This window comes from Thioalkalivibrio sp. AKL8, assembly GCF_000380525.1.
Lineage (GTDB): Bacteria > Pseudomonadota > Gammaproteobacteria > Ectothiorhodospirales > Ectothiorhodospiraceae > Thioalkalivibrio > Thioalkalivibrio versutus.
In genome coordinates this window covers 334,348-354,161 of record NZ_AQYF01000009.1, presented here as the reverse complement: position 1 = coordinate 354,161, position 19,814 = coordinate 334,348, and the positions used below count along the sequence as shown (strand labels likewise).

The following is a 19,814-nucleotide window of genomic DNA, read 5'->3' as shown; positions in this document are numbered from 1 at the left end:
GCGTTATCATCCGTGGCATGACCGACCGCCTCCCCTGTCATATCACCGTGGCCGCCGTAATCGAGCGCGAGGGCCGTTTCCTGTTCGTCGAGGAGACCGACGCCGGCCGCCGGGTGCTGAACCAGCCCGCAGGCCACCTGGATGCCGGCGAGGACCTGATCGGGGCCGTGATCCGCGAGGTCCGCGAGGAAACCTGCCTGGAATTCGTGCCCGAGGCGGCCCTCGGCTGCGACTTGCTGCAAGTGGCCAGCGGCGCCGTGATCCTGCGCGTGACCTTCTGCGGCCCGGTGACACCGGTTCAATCCCCTGCCCCCCGCGACCCGGCGATTCATGCCCTGCACTGGCTGGCGCCCGAACAGGCCGAGGGCGACTGGCCGTTGCGCAGTCTGCTGGTGATGCGCAGCATCCGCCGGTATCAGGATGGCTTGCGTCTGCCGCTTGCGGCGGTGGGCGATCTGGTTCGGGCGCCGGGCGCATGATGCGCGGCGAGCGCGTCATCGTCGGATTGTCCGGTGGGGTCGATTCCGCTGTCGCGGCCAGCCGCCTGCTGGAGGCCGGCTATCGCGTCGAAGGCCTGTTCATGAAGAACTGGGAAGATGACGACGACGCCGAGTACTGCGCCGCCGAGGCCGACTATGCCATGGCCCGTGAGGTGGCGGACTGCCTGGAAATCCCGCTGCACAAGGCGAACTTTTCCGAGGACTACCGCCAGCGCGTTTTCGCGCAATTCCTGCATGAGTACGAGGCCGGACGCACCCCGAACCCCGACATCCTCTGCAACCGCGAGATCAAGTTCCGCTCGTTCCTCGATCATGCCCGGGATCTCGGGGCGCGCTGGATTGCCACCGGTCACTACGCCCGGGTGCGCCATCACGCGCACTACAGTGAGCTGTGCCAGGCGGCCGATGCCAACAAGGACCAGACCTACTTTCTGCATACCCTGACCCAGGAGCAACTGCGCCCCGCCCTGTTCCCGCTCGGAGACATTCCCAAGCATCAGGTCCGCGAACGCGCCCGGGAACTGGGTCTGCCGAACCATGCGCGCAAGGATTCCACCGGGATCTGCTTCATTGGCGAGCGACGCTTCCGTGACTTCCTCGCCCAGTACCTGAAAGCGCCCGAGGGAGCGATGCGCACCCCGGAAGGCCAGGTGGTCGGTCGCCACCAGGGTCTGATGTTCTACACCCTCGGTCAGCGCCAGGGCCTGGGGATCGGCGGGGTCGACGGCTTTGCCGAAGCCCCGTGGTATGTCGTCGACAAGGACCTGGACAGCAACACCCTGGTGGTCGCCCAGGATCCGCAGCACCCGCTATTGATGAGCCCGTCACTGACGACCGAGGTGGTGCACTGGATCCACGATGTACCGGTCCCCGGTGAGCCGCTGCAGGCCCGGTTACGCCATCGCCAGCCCTTGCAGGAATGCCGAGTGCAGGCGCTGGACGCGGCCGGCGCCACCGTGGTCTTCGACACACCCCAACGCGCGGCGACGCCGGGGCAGTCCATCGCCTTCTACCGTGGCGATGTCTGCCTGGGCGGGGCGGTGATTGCCACACGAACCACGAATGCGCCGTGAGTCTGCCAGGCCACTTCCGGTATAGTGGCCGCTGCCCGGCGACCCGACTCCGACCCACCCAAGGAACCGACTGGTTTGGACCGCTCCGATCACAACCGCACCCTGGCGCTGGCCGCCCTCTTCCAGTGCGCGAGCCTGGTCAAGGATCTGGCCTGGCGCGGGAGCTGCGACGACTACGAATTCGAGGTCCTGGTCGGGAGCCTGTTCGCCTTCGACGCGGACACCCCGGAAGCGGTCTATCGCGAGGCGGTCAGCCTGCGCAGTGGCCTGGAGCGTATCGAGAGCCAGCTGCAAAATGGCAGCAAGCCGCCGGACATGGAGATCACCCGCTACGCCATCGGGCTGATCTTCCTCGAGCGCAAGCTGCAAAGGCGCGACGACATGCTGCAGAAGCTGACCGACGGCCTGCAGGGCGCCCAGCGCCAGATCGACTACTTCCACATTACCCACGAAAGCGTGATTGCCCGGCTGGCCGAGATCTACAAGGAGACCATCTCCGAGCTCGGCCCGCGCATCATCGTGCAGGGCGAACAGAACAACCTCTCCAATCCCGACACCGCCGCGCGCATCCGTGCGTTGCTGCTGGCCGGGATCCGCGCGGCGGTCCTCTGGCGCCAGGCCGGTGGATCGCGCTGGAAATTGCTTTTCGGCCGCAAGCGGCTGATTCGCGAAGCGCATGACATCCTCAATCGACTCAATACCTGAACGCGGAAGACGCACATGAGCCACGCTGACCCCAAGAACACCCGGACCCTCACCGCTGGCGGCCGCGAATGCCGCTACGTGCCGATCACCGACGACGCCCGGGCGACCGACCTGCCGTTTGCGCTGAAGGTGCTGCTGGAAAACCTGCTGCGCTTCGAGGACGAGCGCACGGTGCGCCGCGCCGACATCGAGGCCTTGCTGGACTGGGATCCGAAGGCCGAACCGACCCAGGAGATCGCGTTCCGTCCGGCGCGCGTGCTGCTGCAGGACTTCACCGGCGTGCCGGCGGTCGTCGACCTCGCCGCGATGCGCGATGCGATGGAGGCCCTGGGCGGCGATCCGAAAAAGATCACCCCGCTGCAGCCAGCCGAGCTGGTCATCGACCACTCCGTGCAGGTGGACGCCCACGGCAACGCCAACGCGATGAACCTGAACGCGGAGCTCGAATACTCGCGTAACCGCGAGCGCTACAGCTTCCTCAAGTGGGGCCAGCAGGCGTTCGACACCTTCAAGGTGGTGCCGCCGGACACCGGCATCGTCCACCAGGTAAACCTCGAGTACCTGGCGCGCACGGTGTTCGTGGACGAGCAGGCCGAGGGTGGCTGCATGGCCTACCCCGACACCCTGGTCGGGACCGATTCCCACACCACCATGATCAACGGCTTGGGCGTGCTCGGCTGGGGCGTGGGCGGCATCGAGGCCGAGGCCGCAATGCTCGGCCAGCCGATCTCCATGCTGATCCCGCAGGTCGTGGGCTTCCGTCTGACCGGCAAGCTGGCCGAGGGCGCGACCGCGACCGACCTGGTGCTGGTGATCGTCGAGACGTTGCGCAAGAAGGGCGTGGTCGGCAAGTTCGTCGAGTTCTTCGGCGACGGCCTGGCCGATCTGCCGCTGGCCGATCGCGCCACCATCGCCAACATGGCGCCGGAATATGGCGCCACCTGCGGCATCTTCCCGATCGATGACGAGACCCTGACCTACCTCCGCCTGACCGGGCGCGACGCCCAGCACATCGAGTTCATCGAGGCCTACGCGAAGGCCCAGGGCCTGTGGCGCAACGACAACGCCCCGATCGCCCGCTACAGCGACATGTTCGAACTGGATCTGTCCACCGTGGAGCCGAGCCTGGCCGGGCCCAAGCGCCCACAGGACCGCATCCCGCTGAGCCAGGCCGGCGCGACCATCAGCCGTCACCTCGACACCATGCTGAAGGAGCGCGCCAGCGGCGCCGACGAGCCGGACGACGCCGAGCGCTTCGCGGCCGAGGGCGGGCACACCGCGGTGGGCGTGGAGCATCAGGCGGAGGAGCCCCACCACACCGCCATCGAGATGGACGGCGAGACCTTCACCCTGGATCACGGCGACATCGTGATCGCGGCGATCACCTCCTGCACCAACACCTCCAACCCGTCGGTGATGCTGGGCGCAGGCCTGGTCGCGCGCAAGGCGCGCGAGGCCGGGCTGCAAGTGAAGCCCTGGGTCAAGACCTCCCTGGCCCCCGGATCCCGCGTGGTAACCGATTACCTGGAGAAGTCCGGGCTGTTGACCGATCTGGAGTTTCTCGGTTTCCACGTGGTGGGCTATGGCTGCACCACGTGCATCGGCAACTCCGGCCCGCTGCCGGAGCCCATCTCCGAGGCCATCATCAAGGACGACCTGATCGTCAGTTCGGTGCTCTCTGGCAACCGCAACTTCGAGGGGCGGATCCACTCCGAGGTGCAAATGAACTTCCTGGCCTCGCCGCCGTTGGTGGTCGCCTACGCCCTGGCCGGACGCAGCAACATCGACCTGTACAGCGACCCGATCGGGGAGAATGAACAGGGCGAGCCGGTCTACCTGAAGGATATCTGGCCGACCACGCAAGAAGTGCGCGAGGCGGTCGCCAGCCACGTCGGCGCCAGCAGCTTTACCAGCGCCTATGGTGACCTCTATTCCGGCGAGGAACGCTGGCGCAACCTGGAGGCCCCGCAGGGTCAGCGCTTCGACTGGCAGGAGGATTCCACCTACGTGCGCAACCCGCCCTACTTCGAGGGCATGAGCATGACGCCTACGCCCTGGACCGATGTCCAGGGCGCGCGCGTCCTCGCGCTGCTGGGCGACTCGGTCACCACCGACCACATCTCCCCGGCCGGCTCCATCGCCAAGGACAGCCCGGCCGGTCGCTACCTGGAGTCCCAGGGCGTGAAGCCGGCCGACTTCAACTCCTATGGCTCTCGTCGCGGGAACCATGAAGTGATGATGCGCGGGACCTTCGCCAACGTGCGCCTGCGCAATCTGCTGGCGCCCGGGACCCAGGGGGGCGTGACTCAGCACCTGCCGGATGGCGAGCAGATGTCGATCTACGACGCGGCGATGCAGTACCAGGCAGAGGACACCCCGCTGATCGTTATCGCCGGACAGGAATATGGGACCGGCTCTTCGCGCGACTGGGCCGCCAAGGGCACCCTGCTGCTGGGCGTCAAGGCGGTCATCGTCGAGACCTTCGAGCGTATCCACCGTTCCAACCTGGTGGGGATGGGCGTACTGCCGCTGCAGTTCCTGCCCGGCGAGAACGCGGCCAGCCACGAACTGACCGGGCGCGAGACCTACAGCATTACCGGCGTGGAGAACGGCGAGTCGCGCGAGGCCACGGTCACTGCCGTGGCCGATGATGGCCACCGCAAGACCTTTGCCGTGCGTGTGCGGCTGGATACCCCGCAGGAGGTGGATTACTTCCGCCACGGCGGCATCCTGCCCTACGTGTTGCGCCAGCTCGCGGCTTCCGCATAAGGTTTGGCCATGGGACGGCGGGTATCCACGGAGGTGATTCAGTCCGGTCAGACGCTGGCAACAGCCGTGCATGACCGTTCCGGCCGTCTCCTGATCCCCGCCGGCATGGTGCTCCAGGACAAGCAGATCCGCGTGCTCCTGTCCTGGGGCATCAGCACTGTCGAGATCGTCGAGGACGAACATGCTGCAGCCAACGATTCCCGGGACGACGCGGTCCCGGACCTGGCCGCGGATGCCCGGCCCACGCCGGAGATGGAGGAGCAGGCCGATGCCATCCTGGCCGAGCGCTTCCGTCACTGTGACTTGACCGGCTATCCCATGGACGGCATCTACTCCATCGCGCGTACCCAGCTGCTCGACGAGCTCATGCGCCGCGGCCACAAGGCCCGGAGCGCATGATGACCGTTGCCGAGTTTCTCGAGCAGGATGACTCGTTGTGCAGCTTTTCCGGGAGTTACAACACGATCTTCTCGCGCCTTAGCGACCCGACCGCGAACGTGGCCGGGATTACCGAAGCGGTGGAACTGGACCCGGCCATTGCGGCGAAGACGCTGCGCATGGCCAACTCTTCGCTGTACGGTTTCCCCGAACCGATCGATACCCTGCACCGGGCAGTCTCCATCATCGGCCTGCAACAGATGCGGCAGATCGTGCTGTCGACCATCGTGATCGAGCACTTCCGCGGCCTGCCGGTCATCGGCGTCGACATGGAATCGTTCTGGCGCCACAGCATTGCTGTCGGCGTGCTCAGCCGCTCGATCGCCCGCTTTCGGCGCGAAGCGAACATCGAACGTCTGTACCTCTACGGGATCATGCACGACCTCGGGCGGCTGCTGCTGTTTCTCCGGCTGGGCAGCCGCACCGAGGAGCTGATCAACATCCGCGAGCGCGAGCAGTGCCTGTTGTACGAGGCAGAACGCGAGCTGCTGGGTTTTGACCACGCCGCCATCGGGTCCGCCCTGCTGGAGGAATGGGGCATGGCCCCGGCCCAGGTGGAAGCCACGCGCTACCACCATGCCCCGGAAGATGCCCGCGCGTTTCCCGTGGAGACGGCCATCGTGCACGTCGCCGACAGCATCGCCAACTCCTTGCGCCTGGGATCCTCCGGGGAACGTTTCGTGCCCCCGGTTGCCCCGGAGATCTTCGACCGCATTGGCCTGGAGATGGCGGTCTACGAGGACATCATCGGCCACGCCCGCAAGCATCTGGATCAGATGCAGACGATCCTCCTCGACTGAGCCTGTATGCAAGCAAAGGACGCTGTTGCATGAGCCCATCGTACCGCACGCCCGAGGAGGTCAATGCCCTCCATGAGCGCATCCGCTTCCTCGAGGAAGCACTGGAAGCCAACGCCTATGCGATGGATGTGCTCGCCTCGACCACGGCGATCTTCGGCGACACTGACCGTAACCGCAGTCCCGAACTGATCATCCAGAACACCGTCGAGTCCATCCGGCGCCTGCTGCCGACGCAGGACATGGCCGTGTACGTCCTGGACAACGACTGCTCGTTCAACCTGGACTATCAGGAACGCCCCGGGGAACTGGCGCCGGACCTGTCGGAGACTGTCGAGCAACTGATCCAGGACGGCCAGTTCTCCTGGGCGCTGCACCAGAACCATCCGGTCTGTCTGCCCTCCCCGGTCGAGGGCGAGAGTGTGATGCTGCACGTGATCTCGACGCGCACCCGGATTCGCGGGATGTTCGTCGCCCGCTTCCGGCAGGCGGAGCTGCAACGCTACGAGATGATCCTGTCGACACTGACCATGGTGCTGTTCAACACGGCCTATGCCCTGGAGAGTGCCGACCTGTTTCAGATGATGGACCGGCGCCAGAAGGCACTGCAGCGCATCACCGAGCGCCAGTCACGCGAGCTGCTGCACCACATGTCCCATGACTCGCTGACCAACCTGCCCAACCGCATGCTGTTCAGCGACCGGCTGTCGCAGGCGATGGAACGCCACGCGGGTGCTGCGGCGGGTCATGTGGCCTTGATCCTGCTGGATCTGGACAACTTCAAGCGCACCAACGATTCGCTGGGTCACCGCGCCGGCGACGAGCTGATCCGCAAGGTCGCCCAGGACCTGTCCGCTCTGCTGGACCATGCCCGAGAACGCTCGGGACGCCACCTGCGAACCACCCTGTCGCGTCTTGGCGGCGACGAGTTCGGCATCCTCGTCGAGGACACCCATGGACTGGAGGGCGTTGTCCGGCTGGTCACCGATGTCGTGCGCAAAACGGCGACCGAGCGGCAGATCTTCGATCAGCCCGTGGTCAGCAGTGTCTCCTGCGGGATTGCCGTCTACCCCTATGACGGCGAGGATGCGGACACCCTGCTTGGCAATGCCGATGCGGCGATGTACGAGGCCAAGCAGCGCGGTCGCAACGGGTTCCGGTTCTACACTCAGGACCTCAACGCCCGCACCTTCCGCCACTTTGAGCTGGAAAACGAACTGGGGCAGGCAATTGCCAATGATCAGCTAAGACTGCATTACCAGCCCAAGATCGACCTGGACAGCGGCCGAATCATCGGCGCGGAGGCATTGATTCGCTGGCAGCACCCAACGCTGGGTCTGCTGCCCCCCAGCCATTTCATCGAACTGGCGGAGGACATGACCCTGATCGAGGAGATTGGGGAATGGGTGTTGCGCCAGGTCTGTCGGGACCTGCAGTCCCTGCGCCTGGCCGAAGACGAACTGCCGCGTATCGCCATCAATGTCTCCGCGCGCCAACTGCGCCAGCCGGATCTTGCGGGGACCTTCCACCGCATTATCCGCGAGGCCGGCATTCCGCCCCGCTGTATCGAGCTGGAGCTCACCGAGACCGCGATCATGGACGACCCCCAAGGGGCGGCGCGGGTCTTCCAGCGACTGCGTCACGCCGGCATGTCCCTGGCGGTGGATGATTTCGGAACCGGTCATGCGTCCCTCGTGCAGCTCAAGCAGATACCGGCCGACACCCTGAAGATCGACCGCTCCTTCGTGAAGGATCTCGACCAGGGCGAGGAACATTCGCAGATCGTCCGCGCGATCGTCTTGATGGCCCATACCCTGGGGCTGGACGTGATTGCGGAGGGCGTGGAGACCGAACGCCAGGCGGAGATTCTGCAACAGCTGGATTGCCACACCGCCCAGGGCTTCTATTTCTCGCACCCGGTGGCGTTCGATGCGCTTCGGGGTCTGCTCCGCGACCGGACCCAGCTCCCAGCCGCGACCGCCTGACACCGTTCGTCACCCCGGACGCATGGGCCCGGGCGGCCTCGGCCTAGTCCGTCTGGGGCTCGGTCAGGGTCGCCGGGTTCAGCAAGGCCTGCAGGCGTTCACGCGGGATGTCCGTTTGTTCCGCCGCGACATCAACGATCGGCCGGCCACTGGCGTACGCCTCCTTGGCAATCCGGGCACCGGCCTCGTAGCCGATCTCTGCGTTCAGCGCCGTCACCAGGATCGGGTTGCGGTCCAGCGCCGCGCGCAAGACCTCCTCGTTGACGGTGAAGCCGGCGATGGCCCGATCGGCAAGGTGTTCGGCCGCGCGCGCCAGCAGACCCATCTGGTTGAGCAGATTGTCGGCGATCAGCGGCAGGCCGACGTTGAGCTGGAAATTGCCCCCCTGTCCCGCGGCGGCGACCGCGGCGTCCAGGCCCACGACCTGCTGCGCGGCCATGATCACCGCCTCGGGGATCACCGGGTTGACCTTGCCCGGCATAATCGAACTGCCCGGTTGCAGGGCCGGCAGGGCGATCTCACCCAGTCCGGCCAGCGGGCCCGAATTCATCCAGCGCAGGTCGTTGGCGATCTTGATCAGGCTGGTGGCCGTGGTGCGCAGCTGGCCGGAGAGCTCCACTGCGGTGTCCTGGCTGGCCAGTGCCGCAAAGCCGTTGGGTTCGCGCTCGAACGCGATCCCGGTGCGCTCCGCCAGGCGGTGGGTGACCCGGTCCCCGAACTGGGCCGGTGCATTGATGCCGGTGCCCACCGCCGTGGCGCCGATCGCCAGTCGGTTGACCCGCGCGCGCGTGTCGCGAAGGCGTTCGACGTCCAGTTCCAGTTGCCGGCGCCAGCCGGACAGCTCCTGACTCATCCGCACCGGCATCGCGTCCATCAGATGGGTGCGTCCGGTCTTCACGATTGCGGTCAGTTCGCCCTCGCGCCGGGCGATGGTCGCAATGAGATGACGCAAGGCCGGCATCAGCTGCTTTTCCATCTGAACGGACGCAGCCACATGCAGGGCGGTGGGGATCACGTCATTGGAGCTTTGGGAACGGTTGACGTGATCGTTCGGGTGGACCGTCAAGGCATCACTCGAGGCCAGTCTTGCGATCACCTCGTTCATGTTCATGTTGCTGCTGGTCCCGGAACCGGTCTGATAGACATCCACCGGGAAGGCATCGGCATGCTCGCCGCTGGCGATGGTCTCGGCGGCCGCGACGATCGCCCCGGCCACCTCGTCCGGGAGCTGGTCGAGCGCCTGGTTGGCCTCGGCGCAGGCCGCCTTGGTCTGCGCCAGGGCGCGAATGAAGGCCTGCGGCAGCGGCCGCCCGCTGATGTGGAAGTTGTCCACAGCGCGCTGGGTCTGGGCGCCCCACAGGGCTTGCTCCGGGACCTCCACCGTCCCGAGACTGTCCTGTTCCTGACGCATTGCGGGCTTCGACATGCCTTCCTCCTGGTTTGCGCGTGGCGCGATGCTGTATTGCAGTTGAGCACCTTAGTATACTGCGCCGCCTGTCCCGAACCCGACCCCGGAATCCCCATGTCCCTGAGCCCGTTGTCCGCGATCAGCCCCGTCGATGGCCGCTATGCCCGGCATACCCGCGACCTGGCCCCCTACTTCTCCGAACAAGGTCTGATGCAGGCCCGCGTGCGGGTGGAGATCGCCTGGCTCAAGGCCCTGGCCGCCGAGCCCGCGATCCCCGAGGTCCCGGCGCTGACCGATACGGCCGGCGCCTTCCTCGACGAGATCGCCTTCAGCTTCAACGAGACCGCGGGCGCCCGGGTCAAGGAGATCGAGGCGACCACAAACCACGACGTGAAGGCGATCGAGTACTACATCAAGGAGCAGATGGCGGATCGCTCCGACCTGCAGAGCCAGATCGAGTTTGTCCATTTTGCCTGCACCTCCGAGGACATCAACAACCTCGCCTATGGCGTGATGGTCCGCGAGGCGCGCGACATGGTGATGCTGCCGGCCCTGGACGCCGTGCTCGCACCGCTGCGCGAACTGTCCGGCCGCTTCGCCGAACAGCCCATGCTCGCGCGCACCCACGGCCAGCCCGCCTCCCCCACCACCATGGGCAAGGAACTGGCCAACGTGGTCGCGCGACTGGAGCGGCAGCGCGCCGAGATCGCCGGGGTGGCCTGCCTCGGCAAGATCAATGGCGCGGTGGGCAACTTCAACGCCCATTCCGTGGCCTACCCCGAGGTCGACTGGCCGTCCCTGTCGCGCCGGATGATCGAGAGTCTGGGCCTGGAACCGAACACCCATACGACCCAAATCGAGCCGCACGACTTCCTGGCGGAGTTGTTCCACGCGTTCATGCGCGCGAACACGATCCTTCTGGATGCGTCGCGCGACATCTGGGGCTACATCTCGCTGGGCTATTTCAAGCAGAAGGTGGTCGCCGGCGAAGTCGGCTCCTCGACCATGCCGCACAAGGTCAACCCGATCGACTTCGAGAACGCCGAGGGCAACCTGGGTCTGGCCAACGCCCTGTTCGACCACCTGGCGAGCAAGCTGCCCGTTTCGCGGTTCCAGCGCGACCTGACCGACTCCACCGTGCTGCGCAACATCGGCCTGGCATTCGCCTGGTCGCTGATCGCCTACAAGGCGTTCGGCCGCGGCCTCGGCAAGCTGGAGATCGAGCCGGGACGCCTGGCAGAGGACCTGGACCAGAACTGGGAGGTCCTCGGCGAGGCCGTGCAGACCGTGATGCGCCGCTACGGCATCGAGTCGCCCTACGAGAAGCTCAAGGAACTGACCCGGGGTCAGCGCATCACCCCCGAGGGCCTGGCGGCGTTCATCGACGGCCTCGAGATCCCGGAAGAGGCCCGTGCCCGCCTGCGCGAGCTGACGCCAGGCAGTTACACCGGGATCGCCGACCGACTCGCGCGCGAACTCTGATCCCGCGCGCGGCATGGGGGCCCCGGACCCGAACCAACCGCTCGCGCTACTCGGCGGCCTGACGTCCGCCGAATTCCTGCGCGACCACTGGCAACAGCGCCCGCTACTGGTGCGCGACGCGATTGCGGGTTTCGACAATCCGATCGAGCCCGATGACCTCGCCGGCCTGGCCACCGATCCGGACGCGGCCAGCCGGATCGTCAGCGGGCATGTCGACCGCCAGGACTGGGATGTCGAATACGGCCCCTTCGATGCCGAGCGGCTGGGCGAGCTTCCTGAACGCGACTGGACCCTGCTGGTCACTGACGTGGAGCGCTTCTGGCCCGGTGGCCTGGATTTCCTGTCGCGCTTTGACTTCATCCCACGCTGGCGCCGGGACGACCTGATGATCTCCTACGCCCCACCCGGCGGTTCGGTCGGGCCGCATGTGGATCAGTACGACGTCTTCCTGTTCCAGGCCGCGGGGCGGCGCCGCTGGCAGATCCAGGACCCTCCGGGATCGCTGGATTGCCACGACGATCTGCCACTGGCCATCCTGCGGGCATTCGATCCCACCGAGACCTGGGAGCTGGGTCCCGGCGACCTGCTCTACCTGCCCCCCAACCTGCCGCATTACGGGCTGTCGCTGGACGACCAGTGCATGACCTGGTCGGTGGGGTTTCGCGCCCCGACCATCCTCGATGTCCTGACCGGGTTTCTCGAGGAGCGCGCCAACGTGATCGGCGACCAGGCGCGCTTCGAGGATCCGGGTCGGCACCCGTCCGCGCACGCGGCCGAGCTCCCAACCGCGGATCGCGAGGCGCTGCGCGAGGCCCTGCGTGCCCTGCTGGCGGCGGAGGATCACGATCTGGACGCCTATCTGGGGCGTTTCCTGACCCGCCCCGCCGGCAACGTCGAGCTCGCCCCGGGGGATCCGGGACTGGCGGCCACCGCCGGCCCGGCCGATCGCTTTGCGATCCACCCCGGCGTCCGGCGTGCGTGGTTCCAGGGCCCCGATGGCCCGACCCTGTGCATCGCCGGAAACGACTATCCCGCACAAGCCGTCGCGGCGGACGTTCTCGAAGCCTTCTGTAGCGCGGAGACGCTCAGCATCGCGGAATGGGAGGAGGCAATCCCCATGATCCGGCAGATCCTCGAGGATGGGCTCGAGGCTGGCTGGCTGGCACCGGACGACCCGCGCGAATAGTCACGCCGGGACGACTCCGGGCTCTCAGGCTGCCCGGGGGAGACAGGCCTGCGCGGCCCGCTCGATCAGTGCCGGCCCGGCATCTGGGTGGTGGGCCCCCTCGGTCAGGATGCGCCGCCACTGGCGCGCGCCCGACTCGGCGTGGAACAGACCCAGGATATGCCGGGTCAGACGCGCCAGCGGCACGCCATCACGGCGCATCCCCTCTGCAATCCCCAAGATGCCCTCCAGAACCTCTTCACGCGTCGGGTCGTCCGCGCCCTCGAAATACAGGCGGTCCACCACCGACAGGCTCCAGGGCTGGTGGTAGGCCAGCCGACCGAACATGACCCCGTCCACATGCTCCAGGTGCGCGCGCGCGGCGCCGACGTCGTCCAGTCCGCCGTTCAGGACAATCGTCAGGTCGGGGAACTCGGCCTTCAGCCGATAGACGCGTTGATAGTCCAGCGGGGGAACGTCGCGATTGTCCTTTGGACTGAGCCCCTGGAGCCAGGCCTTGCGCGCGTGCACCACGAAGTGGCGGCACCCGGCGGTGGCCACGCGTTCGACAAAGGCGTGCAGGTCGGCCTCCGAGTCCTGGTCGTCAATGCCGATGCGGTGCTTGACGGTGACGGGGACGTCAACGGACTGCTGCATGGCTGCGACGCACTCGGCCACCAGGCCCGGTTGTGCCATCAGGCAGGCCCCGAACGCGCCCGACTGCACACGGTCGGAGGGGCAACCCACGTTCAGGTTGATCTCGTCGTAGCCGCGATCCGCCGCGATGCGGGCGGCCTGCGCCAGCGTGGCCGGATCGGAGCCGCCCAGCTGCAGCGCGATCGGGTGTTCCACCGGGGAGAACCCCAGCAACCGGTCGCGATCGCCATGGATGACCGCGTTGGCATGCACCATCTCGGTGTACAACAATGCCCGTCGGGTCAGCAGCCGATGGAACCGGCGACACCAGGTGTCCGTCCAGTCCATCATCGGCGCAACCGAAAACCGCGGGTCGGGAGCGTGGCCCGCGTTACCCATTCACAGAATCTCCATGCCGCGCAGGCGGCGGCCAAAAATCAGAAAGGATTGCCATCATGTCGGAAAGCGAAGTGCCTGAAACCTTTCGCGATAGTGTCTCACACATGGTCGACCGGGCCATGAGCTACCTCGATCTTCCCGAGGGGGCCCGGGAGGCCGTCAAGACCTGCGACTCGGTCATTCAGGTGAGCTTTCCGATCCGCTTTCGCGACCGCATCGAGGTGTTCAAGGGCTGGCGCGCGGTGCATTCCGCCCATCGCTTGCCGGCCAAGGGCGGCCTGCGGTTTTCGCCGACCATGGATCAGGACCACGCCGAGGCCCTGGCGGCCCTGATGACCTACAAATGCGCCATCGTGGATATCCCCTTCGGAGGATCCAAGGGCGGCCTGCGCATCGACCCGCAGAAGTACAACGAATGGGAGATGGAGCGCATTACCCGACGGTTTGCCCACGAACTGATTCAACGCGACTACATCAGCCCGGCCCAGAACGTCCCCGCGCCGGATGTGGGGACGTCCCAGCGCGAGATGGCCTGGATCATGGAGACCTATCGCGATCGCCACCCGGAGGACCTCGACCATGCCGCTTCGGTGACCGGCAAGCCGGTCGAGCTGGGCGGCATGGTCGGGCGCCTGGAGGCCACCGGTCGCGGGGTGCAGTACGCGTTGCAGGCCTTTTTCCGCGAAGGCTCGGCGGCCCGCGAGGCCGGGTTCGAGGGCGGCCTGGGTGACCAGCGCATCATCATCCAGGGCTTCGGCAACGTTGGCTATTACGCCGCGCGCTTCCTGCAGGAGGACGATCACGCGAAGATTGTCGGCGTCATCAAGAGCGATGGCGGCGTGTATTCCGAGGACGGGATCGATATCGAGGCCCTGCACGACTACGTGCGCCGCAGCGGCACCATGGAGGGCTTCGCAGGGGTCGAGTTCGTCCGCGATGGCAACCGCATCATGGAACGCGAGTGCGACATCCTGATTCCGGCCGCCCTGGAAGGCGCGATCCATCGGGACAACGTCGACCAAATCCAGGCGCGCCTGATCGCCGAGGCGGCCAACGGCCCCTGCACCTGGGAGGCCGACCAGGCCCTGCGTGATCGCGGCGTCCCGATCCTGCCGGACGTGTATGTCAATGCCGGCGGCGTCATCGTGTCCTACTTCGAGTGGGTGCGGAATCTGTCCCACATGCGCTTCGGGCGCCTGGAGCGCCGCTACGACCAGGCCCAGGGCCAGCACATCGTCAGTGCCATCGAGATGATGACCAACGAGAGTGTCCCCGAATGGATTCGTGATGCCGTGGTGCGCGGGGCCGAGGAAATCGACCTGGTCCGCTCGGGCCTGGACGACGCCATGCGCGAGGCCTTCCGCGAGATGCACGAGGTCCGCGAGATGGAAAGCAATGGCGAGGTGCTCGACTACCGCACCGCCGCCTATCTAATCGCGCTGCGCAAGATCATTCGTGCCCGCAGCGACCTGAAACTGATCTGATGCCGCCGCGCCGCGCCGCGCCGCGTCAGGGGCGGGAGTATCCCCCTTACCCCGGCTTCCGATAGCGCGATTCGAGCGCCGCAAACAGGGCCCGCAGGCCCATCGCCTCGCCGCCCTTGGGCCGCCCCGGGCGCGCGCGATCGTTAAAGGCCATGATGTCGAAATGCATCCAGGTCGTGCCCTCCGGTACAAACTCCTTGAGAAACAGACCGGCGGTAATGGCCCCGGCGTGGCCCCCGGTGGTGCTGTTCACGATGTCCGCCACGTCACTGTCCAGCATGTACCGATAAGGCGTATGTAGCGGCAACTGGCAGACCGGGTCATCCCATTCGCGCGCCGGCTCGACCAGTGCTCGCGCCCAGCCCTCGTCCTGGGTGAAGCAGGCGCTGATCTCGGTCCCCACGGCGACGCGCGCCGCCCCGGTGAGCGTCGCAAAGTCCACCAGCAGGTCCGGATGGAACGACCCCGCACGATCCAGCAGATCGGCCAGCACCAGGCGCCCCTCGGCGTCCGTGTTGTCGATCTCGATCCGCTTGCCGTTGCGTGCGGTCAGCACATCGCCCGGGCGGAAGGCCCCGGCCCCGATGGCGTTCTCCACGGCCCCGATCAGCACCGTCAGCCGCACCGGGAGTGCCTGCGCCATAATCAGGCGCGCCAGCCCCAGCACGATCGCCGCCCCGCCCATGTCCTTCTTCATCTGGCGCATGGAATTGCCGGGCTTCAGGTTCAGGCCACCAGAATCGAAGCACACGCCCTTGCCCACCAGCACCAGCGACGGCGCGTCGGGCGCCCCCCAGGTCAGTTCGATCACCCGGGCCCCGTGGTCGCTGGCAGCCCCCACGGCGTGGATACAGGGGAAATCCTGCTCCAGCTTGTCGCTGTCGCTGACCAGATGCAGGCTGCTGCCGAATTCCTCGGCCAGCTCCCGTGCCTTCAACACCAGGTTGGCCGGCATCATGTCGGCGGCCGGGGTGTTGATCAGGTCGCGGGTCAGCCCGATGGACTGCACAAACGCGAGCACCCGCGCCTGATCCGCGTCTTCCGGCCACACCAGCCGCGGCGACCGCGCCACCGGCTCGCGGTAACGCTCGAAGCGGTAACGCCCCAGGCCCCAACCAATGGCCGCCAGGTTCTGGATCTCGGGGTTCAGGGGGTCGGTTTCCAGACGGTAATCCCCCGTCCCGAGGGTCTCCGCCGCCGCGGCCACCATCCAGATCGGCGTTTCCGCATCGAAGCCGGCCAGCACCGCCGCCAGTCCGCCCTCGGCATCGGGGATGCGCAGGGTTGCGCCCGGCTCCGCCTCGAACCCGGAGGCTTCCACCCATTTGCGCCAGCTCTCCGGCGCACTCTCCAGGCGGACCGGCAGCGACTCGCGGCTGACCGGGATCAGGGGAACGGCGGTTTCGGACGACGCAACAAAAACAGAATCCACGCGGCTTTCCTCGAAAACGATTCAAAGCCTTCATAATACCTGCCTTGTCGACCCTTCGGGGTCGTGTTCCCCTAGCCTTACAGGATGTGACGATGACGCCAGCGCTGGAGATTCGCGGGCTCAAGAAGACCTACAAGAACGGATTCGAGGCCCTCAAGGGCATCGACCTCGAGGTGGCCCCGGGCAGCTTCTTCGCCCTGCTGGGGCCCAACGGGGCCGGCAAGTCGACGACCATCGGGATCATTACCTCGCTGATCAACAAGACCGCCGGCACGGTCAAGGTCTTCGGCCATGACGTGGATACCGACCTGCAGGCAGTGAAGCGCTCCATCGGGCTGGTCCCGCAGGAGTTCAACTTCAACAACTTCGAGCCGATTGGCGAGATCGTGGTCAATCAGGCCGGCTACTACGGCATCCCCCGGCGCGAGGCCTGGAAACGCTGCGAGCACTACCTCAAGGAGCTGGGGCTCTGGGAAAAGCGCAAGGACATGGCGCGCACGCTCTCCGGCGGCATGAAGCGCCGCCTGATGATCGCCCGCGCCCTGGTCCACGAACCGCGCCTGCTGATTCTCGACGAACCCACCGCCGGGGTCGACATCGAGCTCCGGCGTTCGATGTGGGACTTTCTGACCCGCATCAATACCGACGGGCGCAGCATCATCCTGACCACGCACTACCTGGAAGAGGCGGAGACGCTGTGCCGCAACATCGCGATCATCGATGATGGTGCGATCATCGAGAACACCACGATGAAGCAGCTGCTGGCCAAGCTCGAGACCGAGACCATGGTGCTGGATTTAAGCGAGCCGCCACCCGGCATCCCGCTGGATTCCCCGATTGCCCTGCGCCAGGTGGACGAGATGACGCTGGAGGCCGATATCCGCAGCGGCCAGCACCTGAACGACCTGTTCCGGGTGCTGGACCAGGCCGGCATTCGCGTCCAGAGCATGCGCAACAAGGCCAATCGGCTGGAGGAACTCTTCATCCGCATGACCCGCCCCGGCCAGAGCCCCAGCCATCTGACCCCCGGCGCCAGCGGGACCACCGAGCAGCCGGAGAATCAGGCATGAGCGACTCCCATCTGCGCGATTACTGGACCGCCTTCCGGACCATCGTCAGCAAGGAAGTGCTGCGCTTTGCCCGGATCTGGGTGCAGACGGTCCTGCCCCCGGTTATTACCACGGCGCTGTACTTCATCATCTTCGGGGGGTTGATCGGCGAGCGCATCGGAGAGATGGAAGGCTACCGTTACATGGACTTCATCGTCCCGGGCCTGATCATGCTGGCGGTGATCACCAACAGCTATGCCAATGTGGTGTCGTCGTTCTTCGGCTCCAAGTTCCAGCGCCACATCGAGGAACTGCTGGTCTCGCCCATCCCCAACAGCGTGATCATTCTCGGGTTCGTCTTTGGCGGCGTGGCGCGGGGCCTGGCGGTCGGCGTGGCCGTACTGCTGGTCTCGCTGTTCTTCAGCCCGCTCAGCATCCACAACCCCGGCGTAATGCTGATCATCGTGCTGATGACGTCCATCCTGTTTGCCCTCGCCGGGCTGATCAACGGTGTCTTCGCGCGTACCTTCGACGACATCGCCATCGTCCCGACCTTCATCCTGACGCCGCTGACCTATCTGGGCGGGGTGTTCTACTCCATCAGCCTGTTGCCGGAGTTCTGGCAGGGCGTGTCCATGCTGAACCCGATCCTCTACATGGTCGACGCCTTCCGTTACGGCAGCCTGGGCCATAGCGACTTCCCGATCGCCATGTCCTTTGCCATCATTGCCGGGTTCATTGCGGTCATGTACGGGGTTGCGTTGGTCCTGCTCAACCGGGGCGTGGGGATTCGATCCTGAGACGCGCAGGCCGCGAAACTCCGGGAGACCGCCTTCCGACGCTGTTTATTGCCCGAAAAAACGTGGTATAAAGCGGAAACTCTGCAGGGCAACGGCCATATGGGTAACAACAGAAAGACTTTGCATTTCTTTCTGGCGGGCACCGCCGGACTCACCATTCTGGTGGGCACCAGCCTGCTTCTCGCCTCCCAGCCCTCCGAGACGTCCCAACCGCTGAAAATCGGCGCCGGCAATCCCCTCCCCGCTTCCCAGCTCGCGCTCGCCCGTGCGGACCATCCGGCTGGCGGCGCGTCGATACGGACGGCGCATAGTGCCGCATTCGAGGGTGGCGCCCAGACCGTGGCTTTTGCCTCCGACCTGCCGGGCGAGCCCGCCCCGGATTACGACGACGCCACAATCGACCCGGACGCCGAGGCCCCCACTTCCTACGAGACCTTCGATCTCGACGGCGACTCCGATGTCGCCGCTGACGCCGCAGCCACGGACACCGACTGGTACACCCACACCCTGCAGAAAGGCGAGCGTCTGACGGGCCTCTGGGAACGCGAATGGGAACTCCCGCTGGCGACCCTCTACCGCCTGCTGGACGACGACGACAACGCCTCGATCCTGAACCGTGTGCGCCCCGGCCAGGAGATCGAATGGCAGGTCGACGACGAGGGCTACCTGACTCGCCTGCGCCTGTGGACCGACCGGGCCAGCGGGCATGAGTGGGTCCGCGAGGCCGATGGCTGGGAGTTCGAACTCGGCGAAGTCGAGAACGGCCGCGAGGTCAGCCACCTGATCATTACGGCCGAGATCGATGGCAACATCGCCAACGCCTTGACCGAACGCGCGGATATCTCCGCGCGTTCGGCCAACGCCCTGGCCGTGCTGCTGGACCGCTACCTGCCGGTGCGCACCCACGCCCGTACCGGCGACCAGTTCACCCTGCTGGTAGAGCAGGAAACCCTGGTAGGCGACGACACCCCGCTCAACCTGCGTCTGCTGGCATTCGACTACGAAGGCGAGCGCATCGAGATCCGTGCGGCGCGCAACGTCAACGGGCGTTTCTACACCCCGGATGGCGAAAGCCTGCTGCCCCCGTTCGATCGCCGCCCGTTCTCCGGCAACTATCGCATCAGCTCCAGCTTCAACCCGAACCGTCGTCACCCAGTGACCGGGCGCGTGGCCCCGCACCAGGGGACGGACTTCGCCATGCCAATCGGAACTCCGATCCAGGCACCAGCCGACGGTCGCGTAACCCGCGTCGAGAACCACCCGTATGCCGGTCGCTTCATCGTGATCGAGCACGGTCAAGGCTACTCCACCCGCTACCTGCATCTGGACCGCCCGCTGGTGCGCCCGGGTCAGACCGTCGAGCGGGGCGACCGCATCGCATTGTCCGGCAATACCGGTCGCAGTACCGGGCCGCATCTTCACTACGAGATCCACGTGAACAGCCGCCCCCAGAACCCGATGCGCGTGGAACTGCCGGAAAGCGACGCCCTGGAAGGCGACGAGCTCGACCGCTTCAAGTCCATCAGCCAGACCCTGCTGGCCCAGCTGGATAACGGACAGCGCAACCAGCAGGTGGCGTTCACCCCGTTCGAAGAATTGGCCCGCTAACCTCCCATTACGGCCCGTCTCGCGCAATCGCGCCTGGCGGGCTGTGACGGTCCGGTCCTTGGCGACACCCTTGCTCTCCCCCCC

At 66.2% G+C, this 19,814-nt stretch carries 16 protein-coding genes; 13 read left to right on the top strand and 3 right to left on the bottom strand.

Going from position 1 to position 19,814, the window contains the following annotated elements; translation table 11 throughout:
- Window positions 1-17 precede the first annotated feature (17 nt).
- The 7 genes from G335_RS0111015 to G335_RS0110985 all read left to right on the top strand — a co-directional run bounded on the left by G335_RS0111015 (window position 18) and on the right by G335_RS0110985 (window position 8,267).
- A complete protein-coding gene (locus G335_RS0111015) occupies window positions 18-479 on the top strand; it encodes an NUDIX domain-containing protein (protein WP_018169785.1) in 462 nt (153 codons plus the stop codon).
- Window positions 476-1,573 (top strand): tRNA 2-thiouridine(34) synthase MnmA, encoded by a 1,098-nt coding sequence (mnmA, locus tag G335_RS0111010; RefSeq protein ID WP_018176791.1) that lies wholly within the window; start codon window positions 476-478, stop codon window positions 1,571-1,573. The genes G335_RS0111015 and mnmA overlap by 4 nt, the downstream gene beginning before the upstream one ends.
- A 75-nt stretch (window positions 1,574-1,648) precedes the next feature.
- Complete coding sequence (gene hflD / locus G335_RS0111005) at window positions 1,649-2,278, top strand: high frequency lysogenization protein HflD (RefSeq protein WP_018169787.1); 630 nt, start codon at window positions 1,649-1,651, stop codon at window positions 2,276-2,278.
- Between the two features lie 15 nt (window positions 2,279-2,293).
- Window positions 2,294-5,047 carry an aconitate hydratase AcnA gene (acnA, locus tag G335_RS0111000; protein WP_018176790.1) on the top strand — a complete coding sequence of 918 codons (2,754 nt, stop codon included), beginning with the start codon at window positions 2,294-2,296 and terminating at the stop codon, window positions 5,045-5,047.
- 66 nt (window positions 5,048-5,113) lie between these two features.
- Window positions 5,114-5,446 (top strand): hypothetical protein, encoded by a 333-nt coding sequence (locus G335_RS0110995; RefSeq protein WP_018169789.1) that lies wholly within the window; start codon window positions 5,114-5,116, stop codon window positions 5,444-5,446.
- Window positions 5,446-6,285 carry an HDOD domain-containing protein gene (locus G335_RS0110990; RefSeq protein WP_018176789.1) on the top strand — a complete coding sequence of 280 codons (840 nt, stop codon included), beginning with the start codon at window positions 5,446-5,448 and terminating at the stop codon, window positions 6,283-6,285. The genes G335_RS0110995 and G335_RS0110990 overlap by 1 nt, the downstream gene beginning before the upstream one ends.
- Before the next feature lie 29 nt (window positions 6,286-6,314).
- Window positions 6,315-8,267, top strand: coding sequence for a bifunctional diguanylate cyclase/phosphodiesterase (locus G335_RS0110985; protein ID WP_018176788.1), 1,953 nt, complete (start codon window positions 6,315-6,317; stop codon window positions 8,265-8,267).
- A 43-nt stretch (window positions 8,268-8,310) separates the two neighbouring features.
- Here the strand turns inward: G335_RS0110985 and G335_RS0110980 are convergent, their stop codons facing one another.
- On the bottom strand, window positions 8,311-9,693 hold the full coding sequence (locus G335_RS0110980; protein WP_018176787.1) for a lyase family protein: 1,383 nt from the start codon (window positions 9,691-9,693) through the stop codon (window positions 8,311-8,313).
- Window positions 9,694-9,789: 96 nt separating this feature from the next.
- Here G335_RS0110980 and purB point away from each other — a divergent pair, with 96 nt between their 5' ends.
- Both purB and G335_RS0110970 read left to right on the top strand, forming a co-directional pair.
- Window positions 9,790-11,157, top strand: a complete 1,368-nt coding sequence (gene purB / locus G335_RS0110975) for an adenylosuccinate lyase (protein WP_018176786.1) — start codon at window positions 9,790-9,792, stop codon at window positions 11,155-11,157.
- A gap of 13 nt (window positions 11,158-11,170) precedes the next feature.
- The gene (locus G335_RS0110970) at window positions 11,171-12,343 is read left to right on the top strand and encodes a cupin domain-containing protein (protein WP_018176785.1); all 1,173 of its coding nucleotides are present in this window, start codon (window positions 11,171-11,173) and stop codon (window positions 12,341-12,343) included.
- A gap of 24 nt (window positions 12,344-12,367) precedes the next feature.
- On the opposite strand, the gene dusA is transcribed toward G335_RS0110970, so the two are convergent.
- Window positions 12,368-13,357 (bottom strand): tRNA dihydrouridine(20/20a) synthase DusA, encoded by a 990-nt coding sequence (dusA, locus tag G335_RS0110965; protein WP_018176784.1) that lies wholly within the window; start codon window positions 13,355-13,357, stop codon window positions 12,368-12,370.
- A 56-nt stretch (window positions 13,358-13,413) separates the two neighbouring features.
- Between dusA and G335_RS0110960 the strand changes: the two genes are divergently transcribed.
- Entirely contained in the window at window positions 13,414-14,841 is a 1,428-nt protein-coding gene (locus G335_RS0110960; protein WP_018176783.1) for a Glu/Leu/Phe/Val dehydrogenase, read from the top strand.
- 46 nt (window positions 14,842-14,887) lie between these two features.
- Here the strand turns inward: G335_RS0110960 and G335_RS0110955 are convergent, their stop codons facing one another.
- On the bottom strand, window positions 14,888-16,273 hold the full coding sequence (locus tag G335_RS0110955) for a M17 family metallopeptidase (protein WP_018176782.1): 1,386 nt from the start codon (window positions 16,271-16,273) through the stop codon (window positions 14,888-14,890).
- Between the two features lie 92 nt (window positions 16,274-16,365).
- Between G335_RS0110955 and G335_RS0110950 the strand changes: the two genes are divergently transcribed.
- From G335_RS0110950 to G335_RS0110940, 3 genes are all read left to right on the top strand, one after another.
- Window positions 16,366-17,343, top strand: coding sequence for an ABC transporter ATP-binding protein (locus G335_RS0110950; RefSeq protein WP_018169798.1), 978 nt, complete (start codon window positions 16,366-16,368; stop codon window positions 17,341-17,343).
- Window positions 17,340-18,122, top strand: a complete 783-nt coding sequence (locus G335_RS0110945) for an ABC transporter permease (protein ID WP_018169799.1) — start codon at window positions 17,340-17,342, stop codon at window positions 18,120-18,122. Before G335_RS0110950 ends, G335_RS0110945 begins: the two co-directional genes overlap by 4 nt.
- 99 nt (window positions 18,123-18,221) lie before the next feature.
- On the top strand, window positions 18,222-19,730 hold the full coding sequence (locus G335_RS0110940) for a peptidoglycan DD-metalloendopeptidase family protein (RefSeq protein ID WP_043690068.1): 1,509 nt from the start codon (window positions 18,222-18,224) through the stop codon (window positions 19,728-19,730).
- The last annotated feature ends 84 nt before the right edge of the window (window positions 19,731-19,814 follow it).